This window comes from Marinitoga sp. 1135, assembly GCF_013363245.1.
Taxonomy (GTDB): domain Bacteria; phylum Thermotogota; class Thermotogae; order Petrotogales; family Petrotogaceae; genus Marinitoga; species Marinitoga piezophila.
The window spans coordinates 223,866-248,435 of sequence record NZ_LBEZ01000001.1 but is presented as its reverse complement, the minus strand read 5'-3'; the positions used below and the strand labels follow the sequence as shown (position 1 = coordinate 248,435).

Genomic DNA, 24,570 nt, shown 5'->3' with positions numbered 1-24,570 from the left:
ATTTTAGAATTCATATGATATTTTTACTGTATATTTGATTAATTCAAATTTATCAAATGTTGTATTGATTTCTAAATTTTTGAGTTTTAATTGTAATGTTGTGTAGTTGAATTCAGTTGTTTCACCATATGGTCCTGACCATGTTTCGGTATTTCCCTTTAATTCAGTATTAAAATATGATGTGTTTAAATCTATTTCGCCTTTAATTATGTGCTCATATAATACCTTTAAATTGTCAAATTTATTTATAAATTCTAATGAAATGAGATAGCTTTCTATATCGTTGCCATAATCATATCCCATTGGTATATCGTATATTTTATTTCCGTCAATATATCGTCCGGTAAATTTTAATAGTTCCTGCCATCTATTATACATCCAGGAGTATATTTTATATTTTTCACCTTTTAAAATAAAATATGTGTTTTTATATTTTCCATTTATAGAGCTTCCGTATCCCCATGCAAATGCTGTTGGTTTATATGATTCAGCACCAGCTTCAGTTAAAGGTACAACATAGTCATCCATGGCAAATTCGCCATATAACTTTATTCCTTTAAAAGGAACAATTTCTCCATCTAATCCAAAAAGAGCATTTGAATATCCTTCGCCATATGTATTATGTAAAATATTCATAAAATTTAAATCGACTAAATCAGGGAATTTACCACCAATTAAATTTAATTCATTGAGGGAAATTCTTAATTGTTTTATAGGTTTAATATCCAATCTATGAATTAAGAGAGACTTGTATGGATCATAATATCCTATACCTATTGATCTTCTATCGGAATTTCCATCTACATTCATTTTTTGTATTGCTAATTCCTCATCTGTAAGATATGCATTAAATGAGTATGCGCCAAAATATATTCCCATTTCACCTAATAAAAAGTCTGTTGTGAAACCACCTGTAATTCCATTTACATATGGAAGTGCGTCTGAAAAAAACACGCCATGTTCCAACAAAGACCAATCTGTTTTATACTTTCCAGCAATAAACCAGAAACTGTTTATTTTTTTTCCATAATAATATTCAAAATTCAGATTATTTTCAGGAGTTATTTCAAAAATTATACCATAATTATTTGTTCTATATGAAAAAAGATCATATAATTCGTAACCTGTATTTTTTCGTAATAAAGGAAAATACAAGGAAATATTTTTGGTATATTCAATAGGATAAGGTGAAATTGCCGTTGGAAGTGTCTCCCCAGATATAGTTTTCTCGATTGTGTAAATTTTATATTCATTATCGTTTTCAAATGAAAAAGCAAATAGTTGTATTGCTGATAATACTATAAATAGTATCAAAATAACTGTTTTTTTCATAACACACCTCTATTATTTTAATTTAAGTGGTATTGTTGTAAATATTGAATATATATTGTATCTTTCATCGCCGTATTCCATATTAATATATTTAAATTCAAGATTTTCAATTAAAGGTATGTTTATTATCCCTTTTATTTTTTGTACTTTAAATTCTTCACCAAAAGATGTCCCAAATTCATTTTCATAGTATAATAACCAGTTTTTTGAAGAAATATATCCTGAAATGGAAGTTGCTTTTGAATTTTCATCATATTTAAATCCAAGGGGATAATCATAAAAATATCTTGCTCCCGGGTCATTTATTATTTCAAGTGAACGGTTGTATAATCTATTATATGGAATATCGTCTTCGTATATTCCAGCATCTACAGAATAATATTCGTATTGTCCTGAAATAAATAGTTCTTTTAAAGGTTTTAATAATATTTCCACACCATATCCGTAACTATTTTTTTGTTTTATAGGATTATATGCATCTTGAAAGTACAATCTAAAAGGCATTTTTTGATATTGAATGTCAATACCTGCTAAAGCATTTTTTACATCAAATGGTGTAGATGGAATTTCTCCACCATATAATCCTAAGGTTGAAAGTCCTATGTTTATTGCGTAACTTTCATAATCTATTCTGTTTACCCATACTTCTTTAAAGGCAAGTGTTGCATCTGTTGAAAATTGTTTTTCGTATTCCGTTTTTGTCATCATTGGCTGCATTGAAATTAATATGGAATTACAGGTAATATCAGGCAATTTTACTTTAAAATTTATATTTTCATAGTATTTAGATGCATCTGATATTAAAAGTGAGTTTTTTAAAGGACCTAATGATATAGGAGTACGTCCAAGTACCATGCTCCATTTTTTTTCGTTTAAACTGAGATAACTAAGAGATGGTGTGTCTAGAGTTGTTCGAGTTAAGATTGATGCATCTTTGTATATATCATAAATGTTCATGCTTTTATATTTAAAGTAAGGCGAATTCCCTTCTTTAAAATCAACAATAAATTGTGCATATAAATTTTTATTATGATAGAATTCAAAGCCAAAATCCAACCATGAATAATATTCCTTATACATATCACTAAAAAATATTTCATCTTTTTCAAGGGTAGAATATCCTCCACCATCAAATATTACTGTATTTTCTAATCTTTTTTCGTAACCCAGGGGTATTTTAAATAAAATTGAAGATTTGTATTCTGAATCATTTTTGTATAATAAAGGAAAACCGGTATATTGAATACCGGCATACATGTTTAACGATTTTTGATAATAATATTCGATTGTTCCAGGAAAAAGTAATTTTGCGGAACTAAATAATATAGTATTTAAGATTGCTATAAAAAATATTAATACTATTTTCTTCATCTAATCTTCCCTGCCAGCCATTTTTTTCTTTTTTCAAGATATAGATTTCTTATTTTTGTTAATTCTTCCTGGTATTCTTTATCTTTAAAATTTTGATAAGAATGGTCAAAAGCCTTCCATTGTTCATATACATACATTAAGGTTATTTCGGCATAAATTCCTTTGGATAAATATATTCTATTACCCCATGGTTTAGTACTCGCTAAAACAAATTGCATATGATGAACATAACCAATATCAAGATTTACCTTTCTTTTTCCATCAACAGAATATTTTTTTTCTATATCATTTGTTATTGTTTTAGCTTCTGCAAGAAATCCAGGCGAATATAGGTTTTTAAAACTTATCATTCGCGCCTTTATTTTAACGTTTTGCCCCATTTCCATATTGTAATAATATGTATATTTTTGAAAGTCAATTTCATCTGAAATATAATCTATTTCTCCAAAATGTTTTACAAGTTCATTATATACTCCCTCAGTATATAACCAGTAATCGGTATTACCAGCTGAAAAGAAGTGTATGACATAATTAACTCTATCAATATCTTTAATTTTTCCCATCTTCGACCACCACCTCAAATTTTTTGAGTTTAATTTTATATATTTTATCGTAAGTTTTTACAGTAATTATTCCATAATTGTCTTTAATAATAAATTTTTCATTTTTCCCTATTATTAGGTTTTTTGTATTTCCAGGTTTTAAGATTTCATCGTTTATAAAAACAGTTTTTGTTCCATTATTTGTAATTTCCACTGGAATTTTTTGAGATGAAGCAATATATATTAAATCTGCTGAGTTTTGAAGTATTTTAACAGCTAAAATCAGTGAAACGATAATGATAAAAGCTGATATACTCATGTATATTTTATATTCATTCATTTGATATCACCAAACGTTCCAAAAATTCTTTTTCATCTTGAATTTCACCATCAAGTTTTTTGATTTTTATATATTCTAATATTTCTCCGACTTTTTTTCCTGAAATACCTTTTTTTATGATATCTTTTCCTGTAATTTTTAATTCTAAATTTGAAATGGCCTTAAGATATTTTATATATTTTTCCTCCATTTCCTTACTGGTTAAAAAACCAGAAATCACAATCTTCAATTCATCATCTATATCTCCTAAAATATTATAAAAATCCGAATTTTTCCATTTAAATGGCAAAGTTTTAAACTTTTCTATTATGATGTTTAATCTGTTCAGGTTATTTATAAATTTCTTTGGCAACCCATATCTTTCAGTTGCATATATCGCCGCCTCTCCATTTTCGCAGGCTAAATAGCTATATAAGAATATATGGAAATCCTTAATTTTCTTATTTTTTATATTACATTTATTTTCAAACCATTTTTTAAATTTAAGTATTTTTTTAAAGCGTTCTACTTTTTCTTTTTTATATTTTGAATGCCAGAATAAATGATCAAATATTGATAATTCTCCCATTTCAATAATAGAATCTATTACATTTTTTTCAGATAATATTTTTTCTAATTCTTCTCTCAAACGCATTCCGGTAACTTTTTCAATATAATTATTGTTTATAGCTTCTTTCATTAATTCAAGTGTTCTTTCTTCTATTTTAAAATTAAATCTTCTTTCAAAACGTATTGCTCTTAAAATCCTTGTTGGATCTTCAATAAAACTTAAATTATATAAAATCCTTATTATGCCATTTTCTAAATCATTTTGACATCCAAAGAAATCAAATAATACACCAAATTCTTCTGGATTTAATTTTATAGCCATTGCATTTATTGAAAAGTCACGCCTGTAAAGATCTTTTTTTATTGTACTTATTTCAACTTTTGGTAAATCAGCAGGTTTTTCATAATATTCAACACGTGCAGTTGCAATATCTATTCTAAATCCATCTTTAAAGAATAATGAACCTGTATGGAACTCTTTATGTTCAACAAATGTTGTTCTAAGGTTTTTAGATACGTATTTTGCATACTTTAATCCATCACCTTCAATAACTATATCAATATCGTAATTCTTTTTTCCCAATAATAAATCTCTTACAAAACCTCCAACTACATATACTGGAAAGTTAAGTTCTGCTCCATATATTCCGAGTAATCTTAAAAGATTTAGATATTTTGGTTCTATAATCTCTAACATCTTTTTTAAAATATTTTTTTTATGAAGAGTATTGGTATAGTCAATTATTATTTTTGCAGGTGATTTGTGAAAAAATTTCCCTTTTATTAAATCGCTTCTTGTAATTATTCCTATAAGAAGATTCTCTTTATTTAAAACAAGAATTCTTCCTATTCCATTTTCCGCCATTATTTCTCTAATTTTTTCAATAGAGGTTTCAGGTGAAACGGAAATTATCTTTTTTGACATTATTTTTTTTATAGGCTCTTTTTCAAGACCATGGTTTATAGCTTTTTCAACATCTTTTTTGGTAACAATTCCAATTAATTCATTTTTTTCAATAATTGGAAATCCGCTATGTCCAGTTTGTATCATAAGTTTATATATCTTTTCTATTGGTTCTTCTGATAATACTGTTCTTACAGGTGAAGACATAATGTCTTGTGCTCTAATTTTTGGAATACAGATATTATCTATGTTATTTAAGATTTCTTTCAAAAGAATATCCGGTGATTTTATTGAGCTTTCAAATGAAATCATATTATGGGATAACATATCTATTTTATAGTATTTCTTTAATTTATTGATATCTATATCCGAATTTGCAGATTTTATTATAACTTTTATTTTTTCATGAGTTTCAATAATAAAAATTATGTAAATATCATAAATTCCAAAAATTTCTGAATTTACATACTTATCTATATAATTATTTAGCGTTTTCTCAATATATGAGAAAAACACATTATAAGAGTTAAATTTAATTATCTGTGAATTTTTCTTCAATTCATCAATTATTTTGTCCATCTTCCCATCTCTCTTTATTTGAACTTTTTAAGTATATGTTTATTCTAAAGTATTAGAGTTTTCAACTTAGGAGTTGAAAATATGCGAATAAATCCTGATGCTGTAAATCCAATTCTTGGATATAAACTTGATCCCGGAGAACCTGGTCTTTCAACGGGAGCACCTGCATCATTGAGTATTTTACGTGTTCTTTCCCAAGAAACTTCAAATTTAGTACGTTTTAAAGCAGAAGCCGCAAAAAACGGCGGGTATATAATTTATAGCAAAATCTCGCTTGATATGGAAAAGCGAGGTGCCTTTCTGGCTGCTGTTGCTGGAAAAACAGAAGTAAAAGTTGCTTATAAAAAATCTGATGATACGTTAGATCCGGATAATTCCAATCCATTAAATCCCGAAAGTGATAAAGATGAAAAAAATTCTTTAAATCCTACAAAAAATAAGGATAAAAAACTCCTGGAAATGGAAATGTTAATAAAACGTTTGAAAAATTATGCACAAAGTGAAACTGATCCAATTATAAAATCTGAATTAGAAGAAAAAATTCGTTCTTTAGAAAATCAATTAATAATGATGAAATTGGGAAATACAATCATTTCCCAGAATGAGTCTATTTTAGGTATGATTTTTTCTGCGTATTTTTAATTATTTATTTTTTTTGTTATTACTTATATTTTCAAAATGCTTTTCAAGTTCGTCAAGATCTATATTTTCTTCATTTCTATATATAGATTCTTCTTTAGGGTGTGAAGGATGTTCTTTTACCTTTTCCATGGCTTTTAATACTTCTGTTAATACTTCCGCTCTTGTCTGGAATGTGTAATTTTGCAATTCTGAATATAATCTACCTTTTTCAGTGACTACATATTTTGGATGCAGATGGTTTAATGCCAGTGCAATAACATCGGCTCTACATCTGTCGCATATACACATATCGATATTTGGCATCGCAAACATTTCATTGGTTATTTCTTCAACTATATGTTCCATTACATTAGTAATATGATACTTTTCAATAATCATCATTTTCCCCCCATTGTAAATAATGTTAGTTTTATATCACCATAATTATACACCTTATATACTGCAAGTTCACCATATTTTTCTGAAATTTCTTCTCTTTTTGAATGTTCAACTATGATTAAAGTATCTTCATCATATATATTAGAGTTTTCACTAATTTTTTTCATTGCTTCATCTGCAAGTCCCATTTGAAAAGGTGGATCCATAAATATTATATCGTATTTTTCTGTTAATTTTGCAATAGCATTTCTAAAATCAGAACATATTAAATTTATTTTGTCTTTAACTCCTAAATTCCTTGCATTTTTTAATATAGTAGAACAGGCTTTTTTAGATGCTTCAATAATAGTTGCATCTGTGGCTCCTGAACTTAAAAATTCGAAAGTAACTATTCCTGAACCTCCGAATATTTCAAGAGATTTCATATCTTCCACATCAACAAAATTAAATATAGCTCTTCTTACATTTGCCGGTGTATAACGTGTTCTTTTATCATTAACAGTCATTACTTTTTTTCCTCTTAAACTTCCACTTTCTATTGATAACATATCTTTTTCACCTACGCTTCTAACATTTTTAATTTTTTCCCATATCGTTTATATATTTCTTCTCTTAATGCAGGATATTTTATTAAATCGGGATCTTTGGACAATATTTCATTAGCATCTTTTCTTGCTGTGTTTATAAGTTCTGGATTGCTTAATATATCAGGAAATTTAAAATCTGGTAATCCATGCTGCTCAGTGCCAAAGAATTTTCCAGGCCCTCTCCATTGCAGATCCATTTCTGAAACTTCAAATCCATTTGTTGTTTGAGCAAATTTTCTTAAGCGTTCTCGTGTTTCAGAAGCTGTTTTTTTGCTAACAACAAGGAAACAGTAAGCCTGCTTATTACTTCTTCCAACTCTTCCTCTTAATTGATGCAATTGTGATAGACCAAAACGTTCTGCATGTTCTATAACAATTACGGTAGCATCTGGAATATCAACACCAACTTCCACAACTGTTGTAGAAACAAGGATTAAGAATTCTTTTTTGGAAAATCGTTCCATAATATCGTTTTTTTCCTGTGATTTCATTTTACCATGTAATAGTTCAACACCATATTTTTTAAATCTTTCATTTAATACTTCATACATTTCCGTTGCGGCTTTTAAATCTATTGCTTCAGATTCTTCAATTAGCGGATATATAAAGAAAACCTGGTGTTTTTGTTTTAATTCATCTTCTATAAATTTATATATTTCATTTATTTTTTCTTCTGTTGCATAAACTGTTTTAACTTTCTTCCTTCCAGATGGCATTTCATCAATTATTGAAACATCAAGATCTCCATACAATGTCATGGCGAGCGTTCGGGGAATTGGGGTAGCTGTCATAAATAAGATATCAGGCATTACCCCTTTATTTATTAAGCTTAAACGCTGTTTTACTCCAAAACGATGTTGTTCGTCAATTACAACAAGACCAAGGTTTTTAAATTCTACATCTTCCTGAATTAATGCATGTGTTCCTATCAAAATATCTATTTCACCATTTTTTAATTTTTCTTTAATAATTTTTTTCTCAGAATTTTTTGTTTCACCCAATAATAATTCCACGTTAATCCCAAAATTCTCCATATGTTTTTTAATTTTTAAAAATTGTTGTTTAGCGAGTACAGAGGTTGGTACCATCACTGCTCCCTGAAAACCACTTTCATAATTGTATAATAATGCCATTTCTGAAACTACAGTTTTTCCTGAACCAACATCTCCTTGTAATAGTCTGTTCATAGGTTCTTTGGAATCCATATCTTTTCTTATTTCATTAAAAACCTTATTTTGAGCATTAGTCAATTTAAAAGATAATATCTTTTTAAATTCTTCAATTAATTTCCCTTCATTTTTCTTAGATATACCTATTTTTTCTTTAATTAATCTTTTTTTCATTAATACTGAAAATTCAAATAAAAAAATCTCTTCATATTTTAAAGCTTCTTTGGCTTTTTCATAATGAAAAAAACTCTTTGGAAAATGTATCCCTTTTATTCGCCTGGATAAGCTTATTAATTTATATTTATTTTTGATTTCTTCAGGAATAAATTCTTCTTTATAATTTACATAGGGAATTGTTTCTGAAAAAATGTTTCTCATATTGTTTTGGTATATACCTCTTTTTAAAGGATATACTGGAAGAATTCCAGTTTGAACTTCTTGTTCAGAAGTTATTATCTGAAAATCAGGATTTTTAATGGTTTTCCTGCCAAACTCCACTTCAACTGTTCCATAGGCTGCAACCTTTAATCCAACTTGAATAAATTTTTTTATATATTCCTGATTAAACCATGTAAGAATTAAAACACTCCCATCTTTATCTTCAAGAGCATATGATAATATTCTTAAACTTCCTATATTTTTTTCTTCAAAATTTACTATATTACCAACAACAAGACAATTTTGACCATGATAACAATCAATAATACGTTTAATTTCTCTTCTATCTTCATAATCTCTCGGGAAAAAATAAAATGTATCTTCAATTGAATTAATACCAAATTCTCTTAATATTTTTGCACGTTTATTGCCGACACCTTTGATAAATTTAATATCTGTAGCTAATGGCATATCTTTATATGGTTTTTCTGGTGAATCAATTAGATATTCATATTTCAATTTTTCTATTAGTTCTAAACCATTTAAAGCTCTTTTTATACGCCTTTCATCTGAAAGATTAGCTATAGGTTTATAATAACCAAGAAAAGAGCCTATTTTTTCTTTTAGGCCCTTCTCCTGTTCTATTATGTTTATATAATTGGCGGAATATTTATATAACTCTTTAAATAAATATTCCCATTTTAGTTTTTCTTTTAAAGCATCTTTTAATTTAGCTTCGAGACCGTTAAAAAAGTCTTCTATATTCATTATAAGGGTTTTTCCTCCCCATATACTGCAAGCCCGAATACTTCCGGACCACTATGACATGCTACTGTTGGCCATATTCTACCTTCAATTAGTTCGTAATCATAGCCAAGTGTTTGGAATTTGTCCATAAACATGTTAAACACTTTTTCTTCCTGTTCTTTATTGCTTTCAAATCCGTGTATTTTATATATTTTAATGTTATAAGGTTTATTTTTTATAAATTCAAACAATGATTCAGACATAGTTTTATATGCTTTATTTAAACCTCTAACCTTAGCTAACGGAGTAATTTCAGCATCTTCAACAGTTAATACTGGAATTATTTTTAATAAAGTTCCTGCCATCCCTGCTGCTTTTCCAATCCTTCCATTTTTAATAAGATATTTTAATGTTGGGACAGAAAATTCCATAAATGTATTATCTATAATTTTCGGAATTAATTCGTTAACTTCTTCAAATTCTCTTCCTTCATTTAAGAGTTCAACAATTCTTCTCGCAACAAGAGAAGCTCCTATTGAAACCATTTTGGTGTCAACAATTTTTAGATTAATATCATTGAGCATATTTTTTGCCATATTAGCAGTGTTGTATAACCCTGACATTTTCGATGAAAAATGAATATCAACAATTTCATCATATCCCTCTTCTTTTAATGACTCATAAATATTCATTATTTCCTTTAAGGATGGTTGAGCGGTATGAATTTCTTCAGCACCTTCTACTAAATCATAAAATTTTTCTTTTGAAAGATCTACACCATCAGTATATTCTTTTCCATCAATATATACCTTCATTCCCATAAATTTCAGATTATATTTTTCAATCCAGTCAGGTGTCGGAGAACATCCTGAATCTACGATTATTGCCCTTTTCATTTTTGTTCCTCCTCTACGACTATATAATTACCCTCTCGTTTAAAAATCAAATTATTTATTTTTACTTCTTTTATTTCTGAATGATTGTTCATAAACATGAGTAATTTATCATAAAATCTTACTTTTAAATATGCATCAAAAATATTATATTTTGATTTTAGATTTTCACGCTGTCTAACATTTAAATAGAAATAGAAAGTTATTGAATTTATGACTATAATTATTGTTAAAAGAATTATTGCCAATCTCATTTTAAAAATTCATACACCCTTTTAAAATTTTCTATTCTGGATTTATAACGTGTATCAGGATATCTCTCTAAATATAGTAAATTATAATTATAAACTTCTGAATAAAATTTTGTTACATGTTCCGCTAATTTTATTGCCAATTCCGAATTACCATTTGACTTTAGATAAAAATAGAGATCTTCAAAAAATGCAAAAGATTTATCAGGTATTCCTCTTGTTTTTTTCATCATATAATAATCTGCTTTTGCTTCTTTTTCGGCTATTTTTAAAATATTATTTATTGTTTTTTCCATACCTATATAGCCATTAAAGTTAAACATTATTTTCATGTATTCGGTATATACATCTTCCCATTCAGGAAATCTATTCCATCCTCCTGGCAGTATTTCAATTGTTTTATCATACCAATACACAAATTGAGTATAGTAATGCTTTTTTAACTTTTCTATCTCTTCAACAATGTTTTTATCTTCATTAAAATATCGTTCTAGATTATTTAAATTCTGGAAAATGATAACATTTAATTTTGAAATTAATCTATACGCATTTTTTTCATTAAAAGATGTATAATTACTTTTTAATTGATCAATTTCATCCTGTAAACTTTGTATATATGCAAGTGCCTGTAATACTTCTGGATTTCCGTTTGTTTTTTCTTTAAGTAATAAATAAAGATTTTTTATAGTAAATCTAATCTGAGATGAAGAATACGGCATTAAGTCTAATGCGCCTTCGAATTTTTTAAGCATAAAATCATATTCAGGATATTTCATATCCATATAATCAGTTAATTTGTTATAATCAATTTCCATTAACCTATATGGCGTTTTTGCAAGTAACTGCGCAAGATAAAATCCAGATTTTCCAAATGCTGGATTAGCTTTTAATGATTTTAAGAAATATTCTTTTGCTTTTTTATATGATTCAAAAGCTTTATTTTCATATTCTCTTTTTGTATTTAGATATTTTTTCTTTTCATCTTCCAGTTTCTGTATTTCTGAAGAAATCTTTTGTAATTCAAGCGGATTTGATACTTTATAATTTTTTAATTTACTTATTTGAGTATCAATTTGATTTATTATATTTGGAATTTGGTTTTTAACTACATTTTGATAAGCATCAATTTTCATATATTCTGCATTGGCGGTTTTAAAGTAGATTTCTGCCGCTGTAGAATTGATTTTTAAAAATGATACAAGAATTCCAATTATAAAAAATACAACAAATACACTCTTTAATGTTTTAGAAGAAATTGATACTTTTTTTGTTTCTCCAAACTGTTCTGAAACAGCTACAGAAATAATAAACAATGCGGACATTATATTTGGATGTAAATGCATTGGGAATTCAGTTGCACTATGAATTGCTATAATTGTAAGTGACCATGCAAATAAATTGAACATTAAAAGTTTATTGAAGTCTTTAATATTAAAAACTCTTTTAAAGAAAACAGTTATTAAACCAAATAATAATAACATTATTGCTATAAAACCAAATAAACCCGTTTCACCTAAAACCTGTAAGTAATCATTATGAGCTCTTTTAAAATTGTTCCATGCATAATAAAATTTTTCAGGGTTTCTTGCCTGAATATCAGCCATATATCTTACAGCATAAACAGGATAAGTGACAATTCCTCCACCTATAAATCTATTTAATAGATGATTTGGGTCTTTCCACTGTTCAACAGCAGCAAGCCAGGATAAAGTTCTTTCATCCCATGAAGATACCGATGTAATTGCTTCGAATCTCTTTGCTGCAACAACTTCCCCACCCTTGTTAAATGGTGATGGAATATTGAACATAATTAATAAAAAGGAAATTATAAGAATAATTAAAATCATCGGAATTAAAAACTTTTTGCTTTTTATATAATTAATATCTTCATCGTTTTTATTTTTTAAAAAACTAATTGAAAAGAATATTGCAAATATTGCCATTCCAAGGAAAAAAGATAAATAAATTGAACGTGTTTGTGCAAATAATAATACCCAGAACATAACAAATATTGAGATAATACTAAAGACTCTTTTTAAAAGAGAAGAGTTTTTTGATAATGCAAAATATATTCCTATTGGAATCATTTGTCCCATGTAGTCTGAAACAAAATTTGGATTTCCTATTGTTGTTCTTAAGGTTATTCTCTGGGAAGGATCACCATATTTCCCAAAAAATATATCATATCCGAAAAATTTATTTAATAATCCATCTACGCCAATGATAAAACCAGTTATTAAGAATATAAACAGCGCATCTTCAATAAATTTGAAGTCTTTTCCAAATCTATTTGTTAAAATATAGGATACAAAAACAATTATTGAGATATATAAAGCTACTTCAAAAGAATATCTGAAATAATATTTATTTTGTATAAATACGTTTATCAAAGAAAAAACAGACGCCAGACCAAATAACGAGAAATATATGTGATTTAGAGAATAAGAAATTTCATATTTTTCTTTATTAAGCTTGAACAAATAAACAAAAAACATAGCGGTATAAAAAAGAGCAAAAACGAGATGTTTTTGTGTTGAATACTCATAAACCCATGATGGCACCATTAAAAATGGTAATACTAAAAAGAAAACTCCCATTGCCATAATATCAGCTGGATACTTTGACCTGACATTCATACTACTTCCTCCTCCGTAATTATCTTTATCTTTACCATTTTATCATACCACAAAAATTATAAATACTTACATCTAAAATCAATAAAAATGTTATATAATATGCCTGGTTATATTAAATTTTTGTCATTTAATTATCTCATCGGTTAGCTGCAAAATTATATGTTAATAAAAAATAATAATATGTAAAAATAAATTTTATTTAGAAAAGAATTTGTTTTTTCAAGAAAGATTTTTTGCGGTAAAAGATAAAAAAATATTTTTTATTCTTTATAGGTAATAATACCTTTGCTCTAATTCTGACTCTTTTTAACAGATTTAGAGTATAATAGTAATGAAAAATATCACAACACTTTTTGATTTTGTTTTTATATTCTATGTAGGAGGAATTCGTCATGATAATACCATTAAGCAGTTTAATAATAGGAATGGATGGAATAATTGTAAGGCTCGATTTTGAAGATTCAATAAAGGAAAGATTTATTGCCATGGGGGTATTGCCTGGTAAGAAAATAACTTATGTTCATGAATCACCATTTGGTGACCCAATGGTATTTAAAATTGAAGATAATAAAATCATGATAAGAAAAAGCGAAGCTCAGCGTATTTTTGTTGATGTTACTGAAGAATATATTACTTTAGATGAGGCACGTCCTGGAATGTATGAAGTTTTTATGATTAAAGGCGGAATGTTATTAAAAAAAGAATTGGAGAAGACAGGTATTACTATAGGCAGTAAAATTCAGGTTTTAAGCAATAATTATGGAAAGGTTTTAATTAATGCAAATGGTAAAAAAATAGGATTTGGTAAAGGAAGGTCGAGAAAAATAATTCTCAGAAAAATCAGATAATAAAGCTGGTGGAATAATGGTAAACGAAATAATGGAGTATATTAATAGTCAACAGGAAAATGTATCTACTGATGATATAAAAAGATATTTTAATCTTTCTGATAGTGATTGGAACATTATTTATCCTTTTTTATTATCAAACGGTGTCAAAATAAACACTTTTGAATCAATGAACTTAACCTGTGAAAGTTGTCCTTTAAAAGGTTTTTGCAATAAAAAAAGTTGTGGAGGGTAAGATATGACTTTTGAAATAGCCATAATAGGTAATCCAAATGTAGGTAAAACCTCTATATTTAATATTATTACTGGAAGTAGGCAGTATATTGCCAATTGGCCTGGAGTTACTGTAGAAAAAAAGGTTGGTTCATTTAAATACATGGGACACAACTTTAAATTAGTTGACTTACCCGGTATTTATACGCTTTCAGCCCAAAGTGACGATGAAAAGGTTGCACGTGATTATTTAATAAATGAATCTCCTGATGCTGTAGTCGTTGTTGCTGATGCATTAAACCTTGAACGTTCAATGTATCTTTTGACTCAGATTTTAGAAATGAATTTACCGGTTGTTCTGGCAATAAATTCAATTGATGAAGCTGAAGCAAAAGGAAAGGTTATAAATCCTTCATTTATTTCAAAAACATTGAATATCCCCGTAATTTTAACTTCTGCGAAGAAAAATATTGGTATTGATAAATTACTTGAAGAAATTCATAAAACTGCTGAAACAAAACATGTTCCTGCGAAAAATTTTCTTTATACAGATAAAATCAATGAGTACATAAACGAATTTATAAATGAAGTGAAAAAATATTCCATGTTAAATTCATATGATTCAAGATGGTTGGCAATATACTATCTTGAATTTGGAAATAAAAACTTTCATTATCCTGAAGAGTTAATAGAACATATTAACAAAAAATTCGATATGAATAAATTAAAATCAGAATTCATGAACTGGAAATTTAAATTTATCTCTTCTCTTATAAACAGCGCTGTCGTTGAAGAAGGTAGAAGCTGGGCAATGAGAGACATTTTAGATCATGTAATGACACATAAAGTTTTAGGGTTATTAATTTATGTTATTGCATTGTATTTTGTATTTTCTTTAACCTTTAATATTGCCAGTCCTCTTTCTGATCTAATTGATATGGGATTTAGCGCATTAGGGAACTTAATTGATGGTAAGATTCAAATTCCATGGTTAAATTCATTGATTGTAGATGGAATTATCGGTGGAGTTGGCGGAGTTTTAGTATTTATCCCACAACTTTTCGTGCTATTTTTCTTTATGGGATTTTTAGAAGAATCTGGGTATTTACCTCGTGCCGCATTTCTTGTTGATAAACTGGTTAGAAAATTCGGTCTTAGCGGACGTTCTTTTATGTCAATAATTTTAGGATTTGGATGTAGTGTTCCGGCAATAATGTCAACAAAAACTATTGCCAATAAGAAAGAAAGAATGGCTTTAATTTTAAGTATCCCATTTGCTTCATGTTCAGCAAGATTACCTGTATTTATACTTTTAATAAGCGCCTTTTTCGATAAAAATGCTGCATTTATATTGCTTTCTGTATATATTACCAGTATTTTATTAGTTTTAATTTCAGCTAAAATATTACAAATCTTCTTTATCCGTGGTGAAGAAGTTCCATTTACAATAGAATTGCCACGTTTTAGAATGCCTACATTTAGAAATCTTGCTTTATATTCATGGAATAGAGGAAAACATTTCCTTGAAAAAGCTGGAGGAATTATATTAATCGCAACTATTTTTATCTGGCTTTTATCTTATTTTCCAAATAATAATGATATAGCTAATTCATATGCAGCAATGCTTGGTAAATTCTTTGAACCTATAACAATGCACTTAGGATGGAATTGGCAAACAAATATTTCCTTATTATTCGGAGCTGTTGCAAAAGAAGTTGTTGCATCATCATATATGACCATATTAAACGTTGGAGAAGACGGAATTTCATATGCTTTGAGAACTATTTTAACAGAACGTTCAGCTTTAGCTTTAATATTCTTTGTATTGACATATATTCCATGCTTTGCTACACTTAGTGTAATTAAACAAGAAACAAATAGCTGGAAATGGATGTTCTTTGAATTATTTTATACATTATTGGTAGCTTATGGCCTTGCCAATCTTGTATATTGGATTGGAGGTTTTATATTATGAAAAACAAACGATTATTGCTCATTATAATAGGAATTATGTCTTTAATAATGGGTTATATAAATTTTTCATACGATAATTTCATTTTCCTTTCCTATATTACTGTATCATTAATAGCTTTTTTTGGATTTTGGGAAGATATAAAAAATATATGGTATCATCGTTCCGCACATATTATCGTTAGTGGTATTATTTCTGTTTTAATAGGGATATATGAGATATTAAAATACATATTTGGATGGCTTGCAGTTTATACAAGTCAGGAGAATCCTCCTATATTTAAAATTGACATTTTTGTTTTTAGTTTATTTATGATTTTAGTTATGGTATATGAAATTAATTATCTAAAAAAAGCTGGAAAAAATATATAATTAAAAATAGCTCCCTGATGGGAGCTATTTTTAATATTGAAATATTTTCATTGATTTTACAGAATCCTTTCCAAGTAAGAAAATCACATCTCCTGTTTTATCAACTAAAGCATATTTTATATCGTATTTTAAGTTAAAACTATAAACTTTATTCAAATTTACACTATTCCATATTTCCACATTACCGCCTTTACCGGAAACAATAAAATATTTTTTCAAAAGAGATGGTGAAACGTTATACACACCTTCAAATGATTTAAAGGAAGTTAAAACATTTCCATCTTCAATATTTATTATAGAAATTTTTCCATCAAATTCTGCTGCAATAAGATATTTGTCATTTTTTAACAATAAGATATCTGTAATTGTATTATTGAATTTAACCTTCCAGATTAACTTACCATTAAATTTATCAATTTTAGAAACCATACCATCTAATGTTGAAATATAGATAGCTCTGTCATTTACACTAACTTTTGTTATTTCTTCTTTTAAATCAACAAGGAGCTTTTTCTCTGTTCCGGTAATTACATATAAATTGCCATTTTTTAAAGCTACATATACCATTTTATTTTTTGCAGTTAAATAGGTTATGCCGTTTTTAAAATTAAAGGTATAATCAATCTTCTTTGTAGTAAGATTATAAACATTTAATATACCTTTTTCATCACCAGAATATAATAACTGATCTTCATCATCAAAAGCAAGTGCCGTGATTTTATTATCGTGATTGTAACTATCAAAACCTTCATTGGTTATATCTGATACAATCATAACCATTTTGTCATTTCCATAAGCAAGAAGATTATATTTACTTAAAGCTATAGCTTTACCTATTACATTGCTTTTTAGATCCCAATTTATTTCAGGATTTTTCAAAACGTTTTCTGTAGTTTTTTCTGAAACAACATCTATTAAATCTATATCGCTTTTGTTCTGCGGTTTAAATGAGATTTTTCTGTTTTCTTTTGTATAATTTCCATATAATATTCCATCCTTTGAAAGAACAACCATTGTATTTTCGTCAGGTATTTTTGCATAGGTTAAAATTGAATCCTTTGAAATTGTATGTTCTCCAAAAATGCTTGTTACATTTATATTAGCTTCATCACTACCTGTAATATCTCCAAAAAATTTCATTCCATTTTGCAATACAAAATATGTATATTTGCTTTCAGGTTTTTCCATACCTCCAGAAAATCCGTAAATAGCATTATTTAATAAACTCAAAGTTCCATAACCAACATCAAAGAAATAATAATCATTTACCTTTTTTATGAGTTTTTCATATTTAAATTCATAACCATTATAAAGTTTTAGAGTATATGGTTTTTTAAATTCATATTTCGGATATGAAATACTTTTTATTACTGATAAATCAAGAGCACCTTGCCCTAAAACAGGAATATTCAAAAACAATTGATTATCTTTAGCTTCAAATATATTACCTTTAATTTCAGTATAATTATCCCCTAATGTTATTTCAAAGTTAGTGGGCTGTTCTTTTCTTGTCCATTCAACATCTGGAACCTCTGGATGTGCAACATTTACAAACTTTAGCTTTGAAACATCGTTTAATATTAACTCACCGATGTTCATTTGAATATTAGCTGTTCCAGAAGCATATGACGTTAATTTACCTTCAAAAATTTTATCATCAACAATTACTCCATAATCAGACGTTGTTTTTTCATCAAAAGAAATATATAAAACATTATCAAGCATTACTGTCATTATCTGATTAAAAACTTTCATTTTTACAACGCCATCTTTTATTTCAATGATTTCTGTTGTAACAGTATTTCCATCAACAGACTTTAGTAATGCTCCATACCCCATCCCCATAAATAACATAGTCAAAAACAATACAAAAAACTTTTTCACATAAACTTCCTCCTTTCTCTCCCTCACTTTATATTAATTTTATTATATAATAACCAATAACAATTGAAAAAATCTGCAATATCAAAGAGTTTTCCAGATAATTTAATTTAATAGATAATGATTTCGTTTTCAAATTGGAAACAGCAAGTGAAAATATTAAAGCTGTAATGGAAATAACTAAATCAAGTTTGGTAAAATGATATTCAACAATTCCAATTAATGGAATAATAGAAATTAATATAGTTGAATAATATATTTTTTTTGATAGTTTTAAAGCATTTATTATTTTTATTGAATACATCGCTGTTGTAAATGCTGATATATACAATAATATCTTTAAATCCCCATGGATACCTATACTTTCTTTTACAAAAAATCCATGTGATGGAAAAATTCCTGATAAACCAAAAATACTGAATATAGCCAGCATTTTATTTATATCGTAATTATTTACATCTCTCAATAATATTATACTACGAATATGCGTTTTTTCATAAATTCTTCCAACATTGTAAAAAGCTAAAGATTTATATATCATATGCATAATAAAAAACGGAATAAAAAGTTCTTTCTTTTCAGCTATAATTATCATTGCTAATCCCATTTGAGATATCGTCGAATATGCAAGTATCCTTTTGGCATCATTTTCCAGAAAAGCTAAAATACCACCAATAATTAAAGAAATAAAACCATAAATTAATAAAATTTCTTTTATTTCATTATAAAATCCGTCATATAAAGCAAAAGAATATATTACATAAGTTCCAATTGGTGCAATGTAACCTGATAAAACCGCGGAAATTTCAGAAGAAGCTTCAGAATGTGCTGTTGGTAACCATGCAGATAAAAAAATCATACCGCTTTTAACTAACAATCCAGTAACAATAAGTGAAACAGCTAAAGGATTTGGTTCTTTTGAAAATGCTATATGTAAATTCAAGCTTCCAGTTTGTGCATATATTAGACCAACTCCTATTAAATAAAAGGTTAATCCAATATAACTCAAAAACATATATTTTAAACTTGCCCATATCCTTCTTTCATTTCTTCCTATTCCAATTAGCAAAAATGAAGATATTGAAATTAATTCTAAATGAACATATGTATTAAAAAAATCTTCTGAGGTTAATATACCAATGAGCGTACCATTTATAATAAGCCAGAGTGCCGTAAAGATATTATCATGACGTCTTGCTGAACGCCAATATATTATAAACATCATAATATTGAAAAAGAAGGCAACAACATACATTTCTCTCGGAAAATAGATTTCTATTCCGTTAAATCTATTCCAACCACCTGGAAATATTCTTTCTTCTTTTCCAAAGAACATTAAATACGTATTTAATGTAATAAGAAAAGCATAGGTTATATAACCAATTTTTTGATGGTGATGTCTGGAAAGATATGCTATAATTCCCATTGATACAGGAAATAAAATCAATAAAATAGCCATTATTTTTCTAACTCCTCTTCTATAATTTCAACATTATGAGTTTTAAATTTTTCTGCAAGTATCATAATATAAACAAGAGAAAGTGAGATTGTGGCAAAACCAATAACAATAACCGTTAATAAAAACGAATGTATTAACGGATCTGAGAAATTTTCCCTAATTTGCTGAGATATTATAGGTATATTTTCATCATAGGCTACAAAGGTAAAAAACAACAAAACACCAGATTGAAAGATACTTAAAAAAAATAATTTAATTATTAAGTCTTTTTTTATAATAATTCCCAATAATCCTAATATAATTATTATAAATGAAAATATTATATATATATAACTCATTACAACAGCCCCCTATGTTTTATAAACTGATATAATATTGTCCAGGAGCCACCAAAAACCTCAAAAGCAATAAAAGAATTTAACATTATAGCACTTCCACCACTGAAAAGCGAACCTGGTTCAAATTTTGGGAAAAAGTTTATAAAATATTCACCAAAAAAAATCTTTCCAATTACTGCATATATAATTATAAAAAGCGGCACTAAGACTTTTATTTCTTCAATATGAGATTTTTCAAATACTTCTTCAATATCCTCATATTTTTTTACCAATGCCAATGAAAGAACGCCTGTTCCTAAAATAATTCCAGAATTAAATCCTCCACCAGGGTATAAATGACCTGTAAATGTATTATAAAAACCAAGAAGAAGTGTTATTGGAAACATAACAGGTGAAAAGACTTTTAACACAACAGATGGTTCGGAAAATTCATATTCACTTTTTCCAAAGAATTTCATAAAATATGAAATTCCAATTATAGTAACTGTAAAAACAAGAATTTCAAAGAAAGTATCATAAAATCTATAATCTAAAACTATTGCAGACACAATATTCAAAGATCCGTTTTCATTTAAAACGTTAATTCCATAATATTGATTTTTTATAAACTCATGAGGAACTTCAACTATTAAAATATAAAAGAATAAGCCAAGTGATAATAAAGAAAGAAATAATTTTTTCATCCCAGATTCCTCCGGATTATATTTTCATATTCTTTTGAAGATAGGAAACCTTTTAAAAACCTGTTAAATTCATCCTTTAACGCTTTATTATTTTTTGGAAATAGTGCTATATAACCTGAGCTTTTATATTCTTCTGGAGAAATATTTTTCTCTTTTCTCAAATAAGCTTTTAATCTTAAGTAATCCATCAAATTTTTATTTTCAAAATCTGAAAAAAGCATTTTAAATTCTTCTGGTATTTCTTCATTGACTATAAATAATTTTGTTGGAAGATATTCTTTGGAAAACAATAATTTTAATTTTTTGGGATTTTCAATACTTATCCCGCCAATTATCATATCCAAACGTTCTTTTTTTATATTTTCCAAAAGGCTATTTTTATCCATCTTTACATATTCTACATCAAAAAAAGAATTTTCAGAGAAATTTTCAATGAGTTCCTTTTCAAAACCCGTTAGTTTTCCATCAATTTCTTCAATTAAATACGGCGCTTCTATATACCCAACTCTAATTTTAGACCTTGTTTTTATTGCGATAATATAGACAAAGATTATAAATGCAGAACCTATAGTCATTTGAACTGCAGCAACATCAGGTGCATTAAAAACAAAAAAAACACCCGATAAAATCGTTCCAAATGATGCATATATCAGGATTGCTTTAATATATTTTTTCACAAAAAACATCATAATTGCAAGAATTAGTAAAGAAGTCAAAAGTACAATTTCAATCATTATCTCTCACCTTAACCTTATTTTGTGCAGCACTGTGAGCAATTGCATGAGATAATACGGGACCTATTAATAATATTAAAATACTTATAATTAAAAAACGGAATATTTCGTCCTGATACTTTAAAGCAAAACCTATTAGTACTGTAAAAGTTCCTACAGTATCTGCAATACCTGCAAATTGAATTCGCGTATATAAATCTTTTTGGTTTAGCATTCCTATACTTCCCAATAATATTAATATCCCGCCAAGAATAAGCAATATATTGCTAATCATTTTTCCCACTCCGTTCAAGAAACCTTGAGATAATTACAACTCCCCATAAATTTAATACCAAAAAGATTATAATTATATCAATCATTACATAAAACTGTTTATTTATTGCATAAACAATAGATAATATAGAAATTTTAGATGACATTGAAGCAAATGCTAAAACTCGATCCCACGCTGTGGGACCGAGTATAAGTTTTATTATCATTAATATCAAAGAAATTAAAATTAATATATCCAGAATTATAAATATCAAAACAGTTCACCCTTCCATACATTGTTTGGATTGTGTGCTTCATCGGGTGATTTATCAACTTTATGGATTATTAAATGATTATTCTCTTCAAAAATAAACATTGTTCCCGGTGTTAGGGTAATGCAATTTGCTATAGCAGCTTTCTCAGAATCAGTTTTATTATTTACATCTACTGGAACAAGCCCAGTATAACTTTTTTTTATTAGAAAAGGTAACATTTTGAATGTTGTTTTATACATCTGAATAATTCTGCCAATGGCTGATATAAATAATTCTACAACTCCTTTAATTTCTTCTTTTAGAAAATATTCAGAAATTTTCACAACAGCAATAGAAATAATTATTCCAAGAGATATGGATATATCATTTAATGATCCTATAAACCCTAACCAGAGAAATAATATAAATAAGTATATCATTTATAACTCTCCATTAATTTTTTTATTGTATCAATAACCTCTTGTTCAGTTTTTTCAATATTATCTGTATTTATACTAAACCCAGCAGCTCTTGGGTGGCCACCGCCACCAAAATGTACAGCAACTTTTGAAACATCAAACCATGATTTTGATCTCATACTAACATGAAACTCATTTTCTTCAGCTTCGGTAAATGTAATAGCCACTTCTACGCCTTTTATGGATCTTAAATCCCCAACAAATGATGGTGAATCCTTTGGTTTAATATCATATTTTTTTAACATATCCAATGTAATATGTGAATATGCAATTGTATTGTTATAATCCAATTTCATTACATCAAGGAAATCTTTATATAAAAGTATATGTTCAAGAGGTCTATTTTCAAGAATCATATTACTTATAAATGCAATATCTCCACCTTTTCCAACAAGCCATGCAACATCTTCAAAAACTGTTGCATCAGTATTTGAGTATTTAAAAAATCCTGTGTCTGTAGCAATTCCTAATAAATTTGCAGTTGCCAATTCTTTATCATACTCAACACCTAACATTTTATTTATTCTCATAACCATCTGTGCAGTTGCACCATACATTTCAACCCAATTAATATTTCCAAAATATGTATTAGTTGCATGATGATCAATTACTATACTTCTTGCAAACTTAAAATGGTCATAGACCCTACCTATTCTGTCAGGCGAAGAAGCATCCACTGAAATAATTAATTCAGCTGGAAATTCTTTTATACAATCATATGATTTTATTTTATCCTTAACTCCTGGAAATTCTTCAAGATACGCTGGGATTTCATAATCAATAACCCCTCTTACATTCTTTCCTAATCTTTCCAAAGCAATAACCATTGATAATACTGATGATATATCATCACCATCTGGCATAATATGTCCAACAACAAGAATATTTTTTGCTTTTTCTATTTCACCAACTATAGCTTCTATATTTCTCAACATCCAATCACCTCAAAACGTCTTAATTGCTATTTTTACAACTTTAGCAAATTTATGTTTTATTCTTTCAGCAACTTCCATAACTTCCTTATGATTAAGTGGCTGAGGCAAAATACCTGCTGCCATATTAGTTACTGCAGAAAAAGCAACAGCTTTTATGCCACAGTGATTTGCAGCAATAATTTCCGGCATTGTTGACATACCAACAAGATCACCTTCTAATTTTTCAAGCATCTTTATTTCTGCAGGTGATTCATAAGATGGACCTAACATCCAGCAATATGTTCCTTCCTGAATCTTTATTTTCTTTTCTTCAGCACCTTTTTCAATTTTATCAAGCCATTTTCTATCAATTGGTGTTGCCATTGATGGAAATCTTGGACCCATTTCGTCAATATTTGGACCAATTAATGGATTCTTAAATGTGAAATTTATAAAACTTGTATTAGCTACAATATCTCCAGGATTATATGTTCTATTAACTCCACCTGCAGCATTAGTTAACACAAGTCCTTCAACGCCTAGTTCTTTAAAAACATAAATTGGAAATACCAATTTACTTAACTCATGACCTTCATATGCATGAAATCTTCCTTTTAAAGTAATAACAGGTTTTCCTTCTAACATGCCAATAACCATTTTTCCTGCATGACCCTTTACTGTAGACTGTGGAAAATGCGGAATATCCTTATAATCAATAATAATAGGATCTTCAATTTCGTCAGCGATATATCCTAATCCAGATCCTAAAATTAATCCAATTACCGGTTTAATATCTGATTTTGATTTAATATATTCTGCTGCTTCCTGAATTTTCTTATACATATAAATTCCTCCCTTTCATATTCGTTTTAGT

Annotated in this window: 26 protein-coding genes; 5 read left to right on the top strand and 21 right to left on the bottom strand. The window is 27.7% G+C overall.

Going from position 1 to position 24,570, the window contains the following annotated elements:
* Window positions 1-3: 3 nt before the first annotated feature.
* Genes XO10_RS01325 through XO10_RS01305 form a run of 5 tightly spaced genes read right to left on the bottom strand, consistent with a single transcriptional unit; the run spans window position 4 to window position 5,617 of the window.
* Window positions 4-1,332 (bottom strand): hypothetical protein, encoded by a 1,329-nt coding sequence (locus XO10_RS01325; protein WP_075780143.1) that lies wholly within the window; start codon window positions 1,330-1,332, stop codon window positions 4-6.
* A 12-nt stretch (window positions 1,333-1,344) separates the two neighbouring features.
* Window positions 1,345-2,703 (bottom strand): hypothetical protein, encoded by a 1,359-nt coding sequence (locus XO10_RS01320; protein WP_175421036.1) that lies wholly within the window; start codon window positions 2,701-2,703, stop codon window positions 1,345-1,347.
* Complete coding sequence (locus XO10_RS01315) at window positions 2,700-3,266, bottom strand: DUF4416 family protein (RefSeq protein ID WP_014295724.1); 567 nt, start codon at window positions 3,264-3,266, stop codon at window positions 2,700-2,702. The genes XO10_RS01320 and XO10_RS01315 overlap by 4 nt, the downstream gene beginning before the upstream one ends.
* A complete protein-coding gene (locus XO10_RS01310) occupies window positions 3,253-3,585 on the bottom strand; it encodes a hypothetical protein (protein WP_014295723.1) in 333 nt (110 codons plus the stop codon). Before XO10_RS01310 ends, XO10_RS01315 begins: the two co-directional genes overlap by 14 nt.
* Window positions 3,578-5,617: a CBS domain-containing protein gene (locus XO10_RS01305; RefSeq protein ID WP_175418034.1), complete on the bottom strand. Its 2,040-nt coding sequence runs from the start codon at window positions 5,615-5,617 to the stop codon at window positions 3,578-3,580. The genes XO10_RS01310 and XO10_RS01305 overlap by 8 nt, the downstream gene beginning before the upstream one ends.
* 81 nt (window positions 5,618-5,698) lie before the next feature.
* Here XO10_RS01305 and XO10_RS01300 point away from each other — a divergent pair, with 81 nt between their 5' ends.
* Window positions 5,699-6,259 (top strand): hypothetical protein, encoded by a 561-nt coding sequence (locus XO10_RS01300; protein ID WP_075780140.1) that lies wholly within the window; start codon window positions 5,699-5,701, stop codon window positions 6,257-6,259.
* On the opposite strand, the gene XO10_RS01295 is transcribed toward XO10_RS01300, so the two are convergent.
* From XO10_RS01295 to XO10_RS01270, 6 genes are read right to left on the bottom strand one after another with little or no spacing between them, the layout of a single operon-like run.
* Entirely contained in the window at window positions 6,260-6,637 is a 378-nt protein-coding gene (locus XO10_RS01295) for a late competence development ComFB family protein (RefSeq protein WP_014295720.1), read from the bottom strand.
* The gene (gene rsmD / locus XO10_RS01290) at window positions 6,637-7,185 is read right to left on the bottom strand and encodes a 16S rRNA (guanine(966)-N(2))-methyltransferase RsmD (protein ID WP_014295719.1); all 549 of its coding nucleotides are present in this window, start codon (window positions 7,183-7,185) and stop codon (window positions 6,637-6,639) included. The genes XO10_RS01295 and rsmD overlap by 1 nt, the downstream gene beginning before the upstream one ends.
* Before the next feature lie 11 nt (window positions 7,186-7,196).
* Window positions 7,197-9,539 carry an ATP-dependent DNA helicase RecG gene (recG, locus tag XO10_RS01285; protein WP_075780139.1) on the bottom strand — a complete coding sequence of 781 codons (2,343 nt, stop codon included), beginning with the start codon at window positions 9,537-9,539 and terminating at the stop codon, window positions 7,197-7,199.
* Complete coding sequence (locus tag XO10_RS01280; protein WP_014295717.1) at window positions 9,539-10,414, bottom strand: DegV family protein; 876 nt, start codon at window positions 10,412-10,414, stop codon at window positions 9,539-9,541. Before XO10_RS01280 ends, recG begins: the two co-directional genes overlap by 1 nt.
* Complete coding sequence (locus XO10_RS01275; RefSeq protein ID WP_014295716.1) at window positions 10,411-10,665, bottom strand: hypothetical protein; 255 nt, start codon at window positions 10,663-10,665, stop codon at window positions 10,411-10,413. The genes XO10_RS01280 and XO10_RS01275 overlap by 4 nt, the downstream gene beginning before the upstream one ends.
* Complete coding sequence (locus XO10_RS01270; protein ID WP_075780138.1) at window positions 10,662-13,298, bottom strand: O-antigen ligase family protein; 2,637 nt, start codon at window positions 13,296-13,298, stop codon at window positions 10,662-10,664. Before XO10_RS01270 ends, XO10_RS01275 begins: the two co-directional genes overlap by 4 nt.
* 392 nt (window positions 13,299-13,690) lie before the next feature.
* On the opposite strand from XO10_RS01270, the gene XO10_RS01265 reads away from it, so the two are divergent.
* From XO10_RS01265 to XO10_RS01250, 4 genes are read left to right on the top strand one after another with little or no spacing between them, the layout of a single operon-like run.
* On the top strand, window positions 13,691-14,146 hold the full coding sequence (locus XO10_RS01265) for a FeoA family protein (RefSeq protein WP_014295714.1): 456 nt from the start codon (window positions 13,691-13,693) through the stop codon (window positions 14,144-14,146).
* Between the two features lie 16 nt (window positions 14,147-14,162).
* Complete coding sequence (locus XO10_RS01260; protein WP_175421035.1) at window positions 14,163-14,381, top strand: hypothetical protein; 219 nt, start codon at window positions 14,163-14,165, stop codon at window positions 14,379-14,381.
* A 3-nt stretch (window positions 14,382-14,384) separates the two neighbouring features.
* Window positions 14,385-16,334, top strand: coding sequence for a ferrous iron transport protein B (feoB, locus tag XO10_RS01255; RefSeq protein WP_014295712.1), 1,950 nt, complete (start codon window positions 14,385-14,387; stop codon window positions 16,332-16,334).
* Complete coding sequence (locus XO10_RS01250; protein ID WP_014295711.1) at window positions 16,331-16,702, top strand: hypothetical protein; 372 nt, start codon at window positions 16,331-16,333, stop codon at window positions 16,700-16,702. Before feoB ends, XO10_RS01250 begins: the two co-directional genes overlap by 4 nt.
* Before the next feature lie 30 nt (window positions 16,703-16,732).
* Here the strand turns inward: XO10_RS01250 and XO10_RS01245 are convergent, their stop codons facing one another.
* From XO10_RS01245 to XO10_RS01200, 10 genes are read right to left on the bottom strand one after another with little or no spacing between them, the layout of a single operon-like run.
* Window positions 16,733-18,586 carry a PQQ-binding-like beta-propeller repeat protein gene (locus XO10_RS01245; protein ID WP_175421034.1) on the bottom strand — a complete coding sequence of 618 codons (1,854 nt, stop codon included), beginning with the start codon at window positions 18,584-18,586 and terminating at the stop codon, window positions 16,733-16,735.
* 28 nt (window positions 18,587-18,614) lie between these two features.
* On the bottom strand, window positions 18,615-20,042 hold the full coding sequence (locus tag XO10_RS01240) for a complex I subunit 5 family protein (protein WP_175421033.1): 1,428 nt from the start codon (window positions 20,040-20,042) through the stop codon (window positions 18,615-18,617).
* Complete coding sequence (locus XO10_RS01235) at window positions 20,042-20,380, bottom strand: NADH-quinone oxidoreductase subunit K (RefSeq protein ID WP_014295708.1); 339 nt, start codon at window positions 20,378-20,380, stop codon at window positions 20,042-20,044. The genes XO10_RS01240 and XO10_RS01235 overlap by 1 nt, the downstream gene beginning before the upstream one ends.
* The gene (locus XO10_RS01230) at window positions 20,380-21,063 is read right to left on the bottom strand and encodes an MnhB domain-containing protein (protein WP_014295707.1); all 684 of its coding nucleotides are present in this window, start codon (window positions 21,061-21,063) and stop codon (window positions 20,380-20,382) included. The genes XO10_RS01235 and XO10_RS01230 overlap by 1 nt, the downstream gene beginning before the upstream one ends.
* The gene (locus tag XO10_RS01225) at window positions 21,060-21,797 is read right to left on the bottom strand and encodes a transporter substrate-binding domain-containing protein (RefSeq protein ID WP_014295706.1); all 738 of its coding nucleotides are present in this window, start codon (window positions 21,795-21,797) and stop codon (window positions 21,060-21,062) included. Before XO10_RS01225 ends, XO10_RS01230 begins: the two co-directional genes overlap by 4 nt.
* Complete coding sequence (gene mnhG, locus XO10_RS01220) at window positions 21,790-22,071, bottom strand: monovalent cation/H(+) antiporter subunit G (protein WP_175421032.1); 282 nt, start codon at window positions 22,069-22,071, stop codon at window positions 21,790-21,792. The genes XO10_RS01225 and mnhG overlap by 8 nt, the downstream gene beginning before the upstream one ends.
* Window positions 22,064-22,324 carry a monovalent cation/H+ antiporter complex subunit F gene (locus XO10_RS01215; protein ID WP_014295704.1) on the bottom strand — a complete coding sequence of 87 codons (261 nt, stop codon included), beginning with the start codon at window positions 22,322-22,324 and terminating at the stop codon, window positions 22,064-22,066. The genes mnhG and XO10_RS01215 overlap by 8 nt, the downstream gene beginning before the upstream one ends.
* Window positions 22,321-22,743 (bottom strand): Na+/H+ antiporter subunit E, encoded by a 423-nt coding sequence (locus tag XO10_RS01210; protein ID WP_014295703.1) that lies wholly within the window; start codon window positions 22,741-22,743, stop codon window positions 22,321-22,323. The genes XO10_RS01215 and XO10_RS01210 overlap by 4 nt, the downstream gene beginning before the upstream one ends.
* Window positions 22,740-23,717 (bottom strand): bifunctional oligoribonuclease/PAP phosphatase NrnA, encoded by a 978-nt coding sequence (locus XO10_RS01205; protein ID WP_014295702.1) that lies wholly within the window; start codon window positions 23,715-23,717, stop codon window positions 22,740-22,742. The genes XO10_RS01210 and XO10_RS01205 overlap by 4 nt, the downstream gene beginning before the upstream one ends.
* A 9-nt stretch (window positions 23,718-23,726) precedes the next feature.
* Window positions 23,727-24,539 (bottom strand): purine-nucleoside phosphorylase, encoded by an 813-nt coding sequence (locus XO10_RS01200; RefSeq protein ID WP_075780132.1) that lies wholly within the window; start codon window positions 24,537-24,539, stop codon window positions 23,727-23,729.
* Window positions 24,540-24,570 lie beyond the last annotated feature (31 nt).

Excerpts from the sequence above, each read along its gene's own strand:
- XO10_RS01250 (WP_014295711.1), top strand. The coding sequence starts at position 16,331 with ATGAAAAACAAACGATTATTGCTCATTATAATAGGAATTATGTCTTTA.
- XO10_RS01265 (WP_014295714.1), top strand. The coding sequence starts at position 13,691 with ATGATAATACCATTAAGCAGTTTAATAATAGGAATGGATGGAATAATT.
- XO10_RS01305 (WP_175418034.1), bottom strand. The coding sequence starts at position 5,617 with ATGGACAAAATAATTGATGAATTGAAGAAAAATTCACAGATAATTAAA.
- rsmD (WP_014295719.1), bottom strand. The coding sequence starts at position 7,185 with ATGTTATCAATAGAAAGTGGAAGTTTAAGAGGAAAAAAAGTAATGACT.
- XO10_RS01320 (WP_175421036.1), bottom strand. The coding sequence starts at position 2,703 with ATGAAGAAAATAGTATTAATATTTTTTATAGCAATCTTAAATACTATA.
- XO10_RS01270 (WP_075780138.1), bottom strand. The coding sequence starts at position 13,298 with ATGAATGTCAGGTCAAAGTATCCAGCTGATATTATGGCAATGGGAGTT.
- XO10_RS01325 (WP_075780143.1), bottom strand. The coding sequence starts at position 1,332 with ATGAAAAAAACAGTTATTTTGATACTATTTATAGTATTATCAGCAATA.
- XO10_RS01310 (WP_014295723.1), bottom strand. The coding sequence starts at position 3,585 with ATGAATGAATATAAAATATACATGAGTATATCAGCTTTTATCATTATC.
- XO10_RS01200 (WP_075780132.1), bottom strand. The coding sequence starts at position 24,539 with ATGTATAAGAAAATTCAGGAAGCAGCAGAATATATTAAATCAAAATCA.
- XO10_RS01225 (WP_014295706.1), bottom strand. The coding sequence starts at position 21,797 with ATGATTGAAATTGTACTTTTGACTTCTTTACTAATTCTTGCAATTATG.
- recG (WP_075780139.1), bottom strand. The coding sequence starts at position 9,539 with ATGAATATAGAAGACTTTTTTAACGGTCTCGAAGCTAAATTAAAAGAT.
- XO10_RS01275 (WP_014295716.1), bottom strand. The coding sequence starts at position 10,665 with ATGAGATTGGCAATAATTCTTTTAACAATAATTATAGTCATAAATTCA.
- XO10_RS01295 (WP_014295720.1), bottom strand. The coding sequence starts at position 6,637 with ATGATTATTGAAAAGTATCATATTACTAATGTAATGGAACATATAGTT.
- XO10_RS01210 (WP_014295703.1), bottom strand. The coding sequence starts at position 22,743 with ATGATATACTTATTTATATTATTTCTCTGGTTAGGGTTTATAGGATCA.
- XO10_RS01240 (WP_175421033.1), bottom strand. The coding sequence starts at position 20,042 with ATGGCTATTTTATTGATTTTATTTCCTGTATCAATGGGAATTATAGCA.
- XO10_RS01280 (WP_014295717.1), bottom strand. The coding sequence starts at position 10,414 with ATGAAAAGGGCAATAATCGTAGATTCAGGATGTTCTCCGACACCTGAC.
- XO10_RS01300 (WP_075780140.1), top strand. The coding sequence starts at position 5,699 with ATGCGAATAAATCCTGATGCTGTAAATCCAATTCTTGGATATAAACTT.
- feoB (WP_014295712.1), top strand. The coding sequence starts at position 14,385 with ATGACTTTTGAAATAGCCATAATAGGTAATCCAAATGTAGGTAAAACC.
- XO10_RS01315 (WP_014295724.1), bottom strand. The coding sequence starts at position 3,266 with ATGGGAAAAATTAAAGATATTGATAGAGTTAATTATGTCATACACTTC.
- mnhG (WP_175421032.1), bottom strand. The coding sequence starts at position 22,071 with ATGATTAGCAATATATTGCTTATTCTTGGCGGGATATTAATATTATTG.
- XO10_RS01260 (WP_175421035.1), top strand. The coding sequence starts at position 14,163 with ATGGTAAACGAAATAATGGAGTATATTAATAGTCAACAGGAAAATGTA.
- XO10_RS01230 (WP_014295707.1), bottom strand. The coding sequence starts at position 21,063 with ATGAAAAAATTATTTCTTTCTTTATTATCACTTGGCTTATTCTTTTAT.
- XO10_RS01205 (WP_014295702.1), bottom strand. The coding sequence starts at position 23,717 with ATGTTGAGAAATATAGAAGCTATAGTTGGTGAAATAGAAAAAGCAAAA.
- XO10_RS01235 (WP_014295708.1), bottom strand. The coding sequence starts at position 20,380 with ATGAGTTATATATATATAATATTTTCATTTATAATAATTATATTAGGA.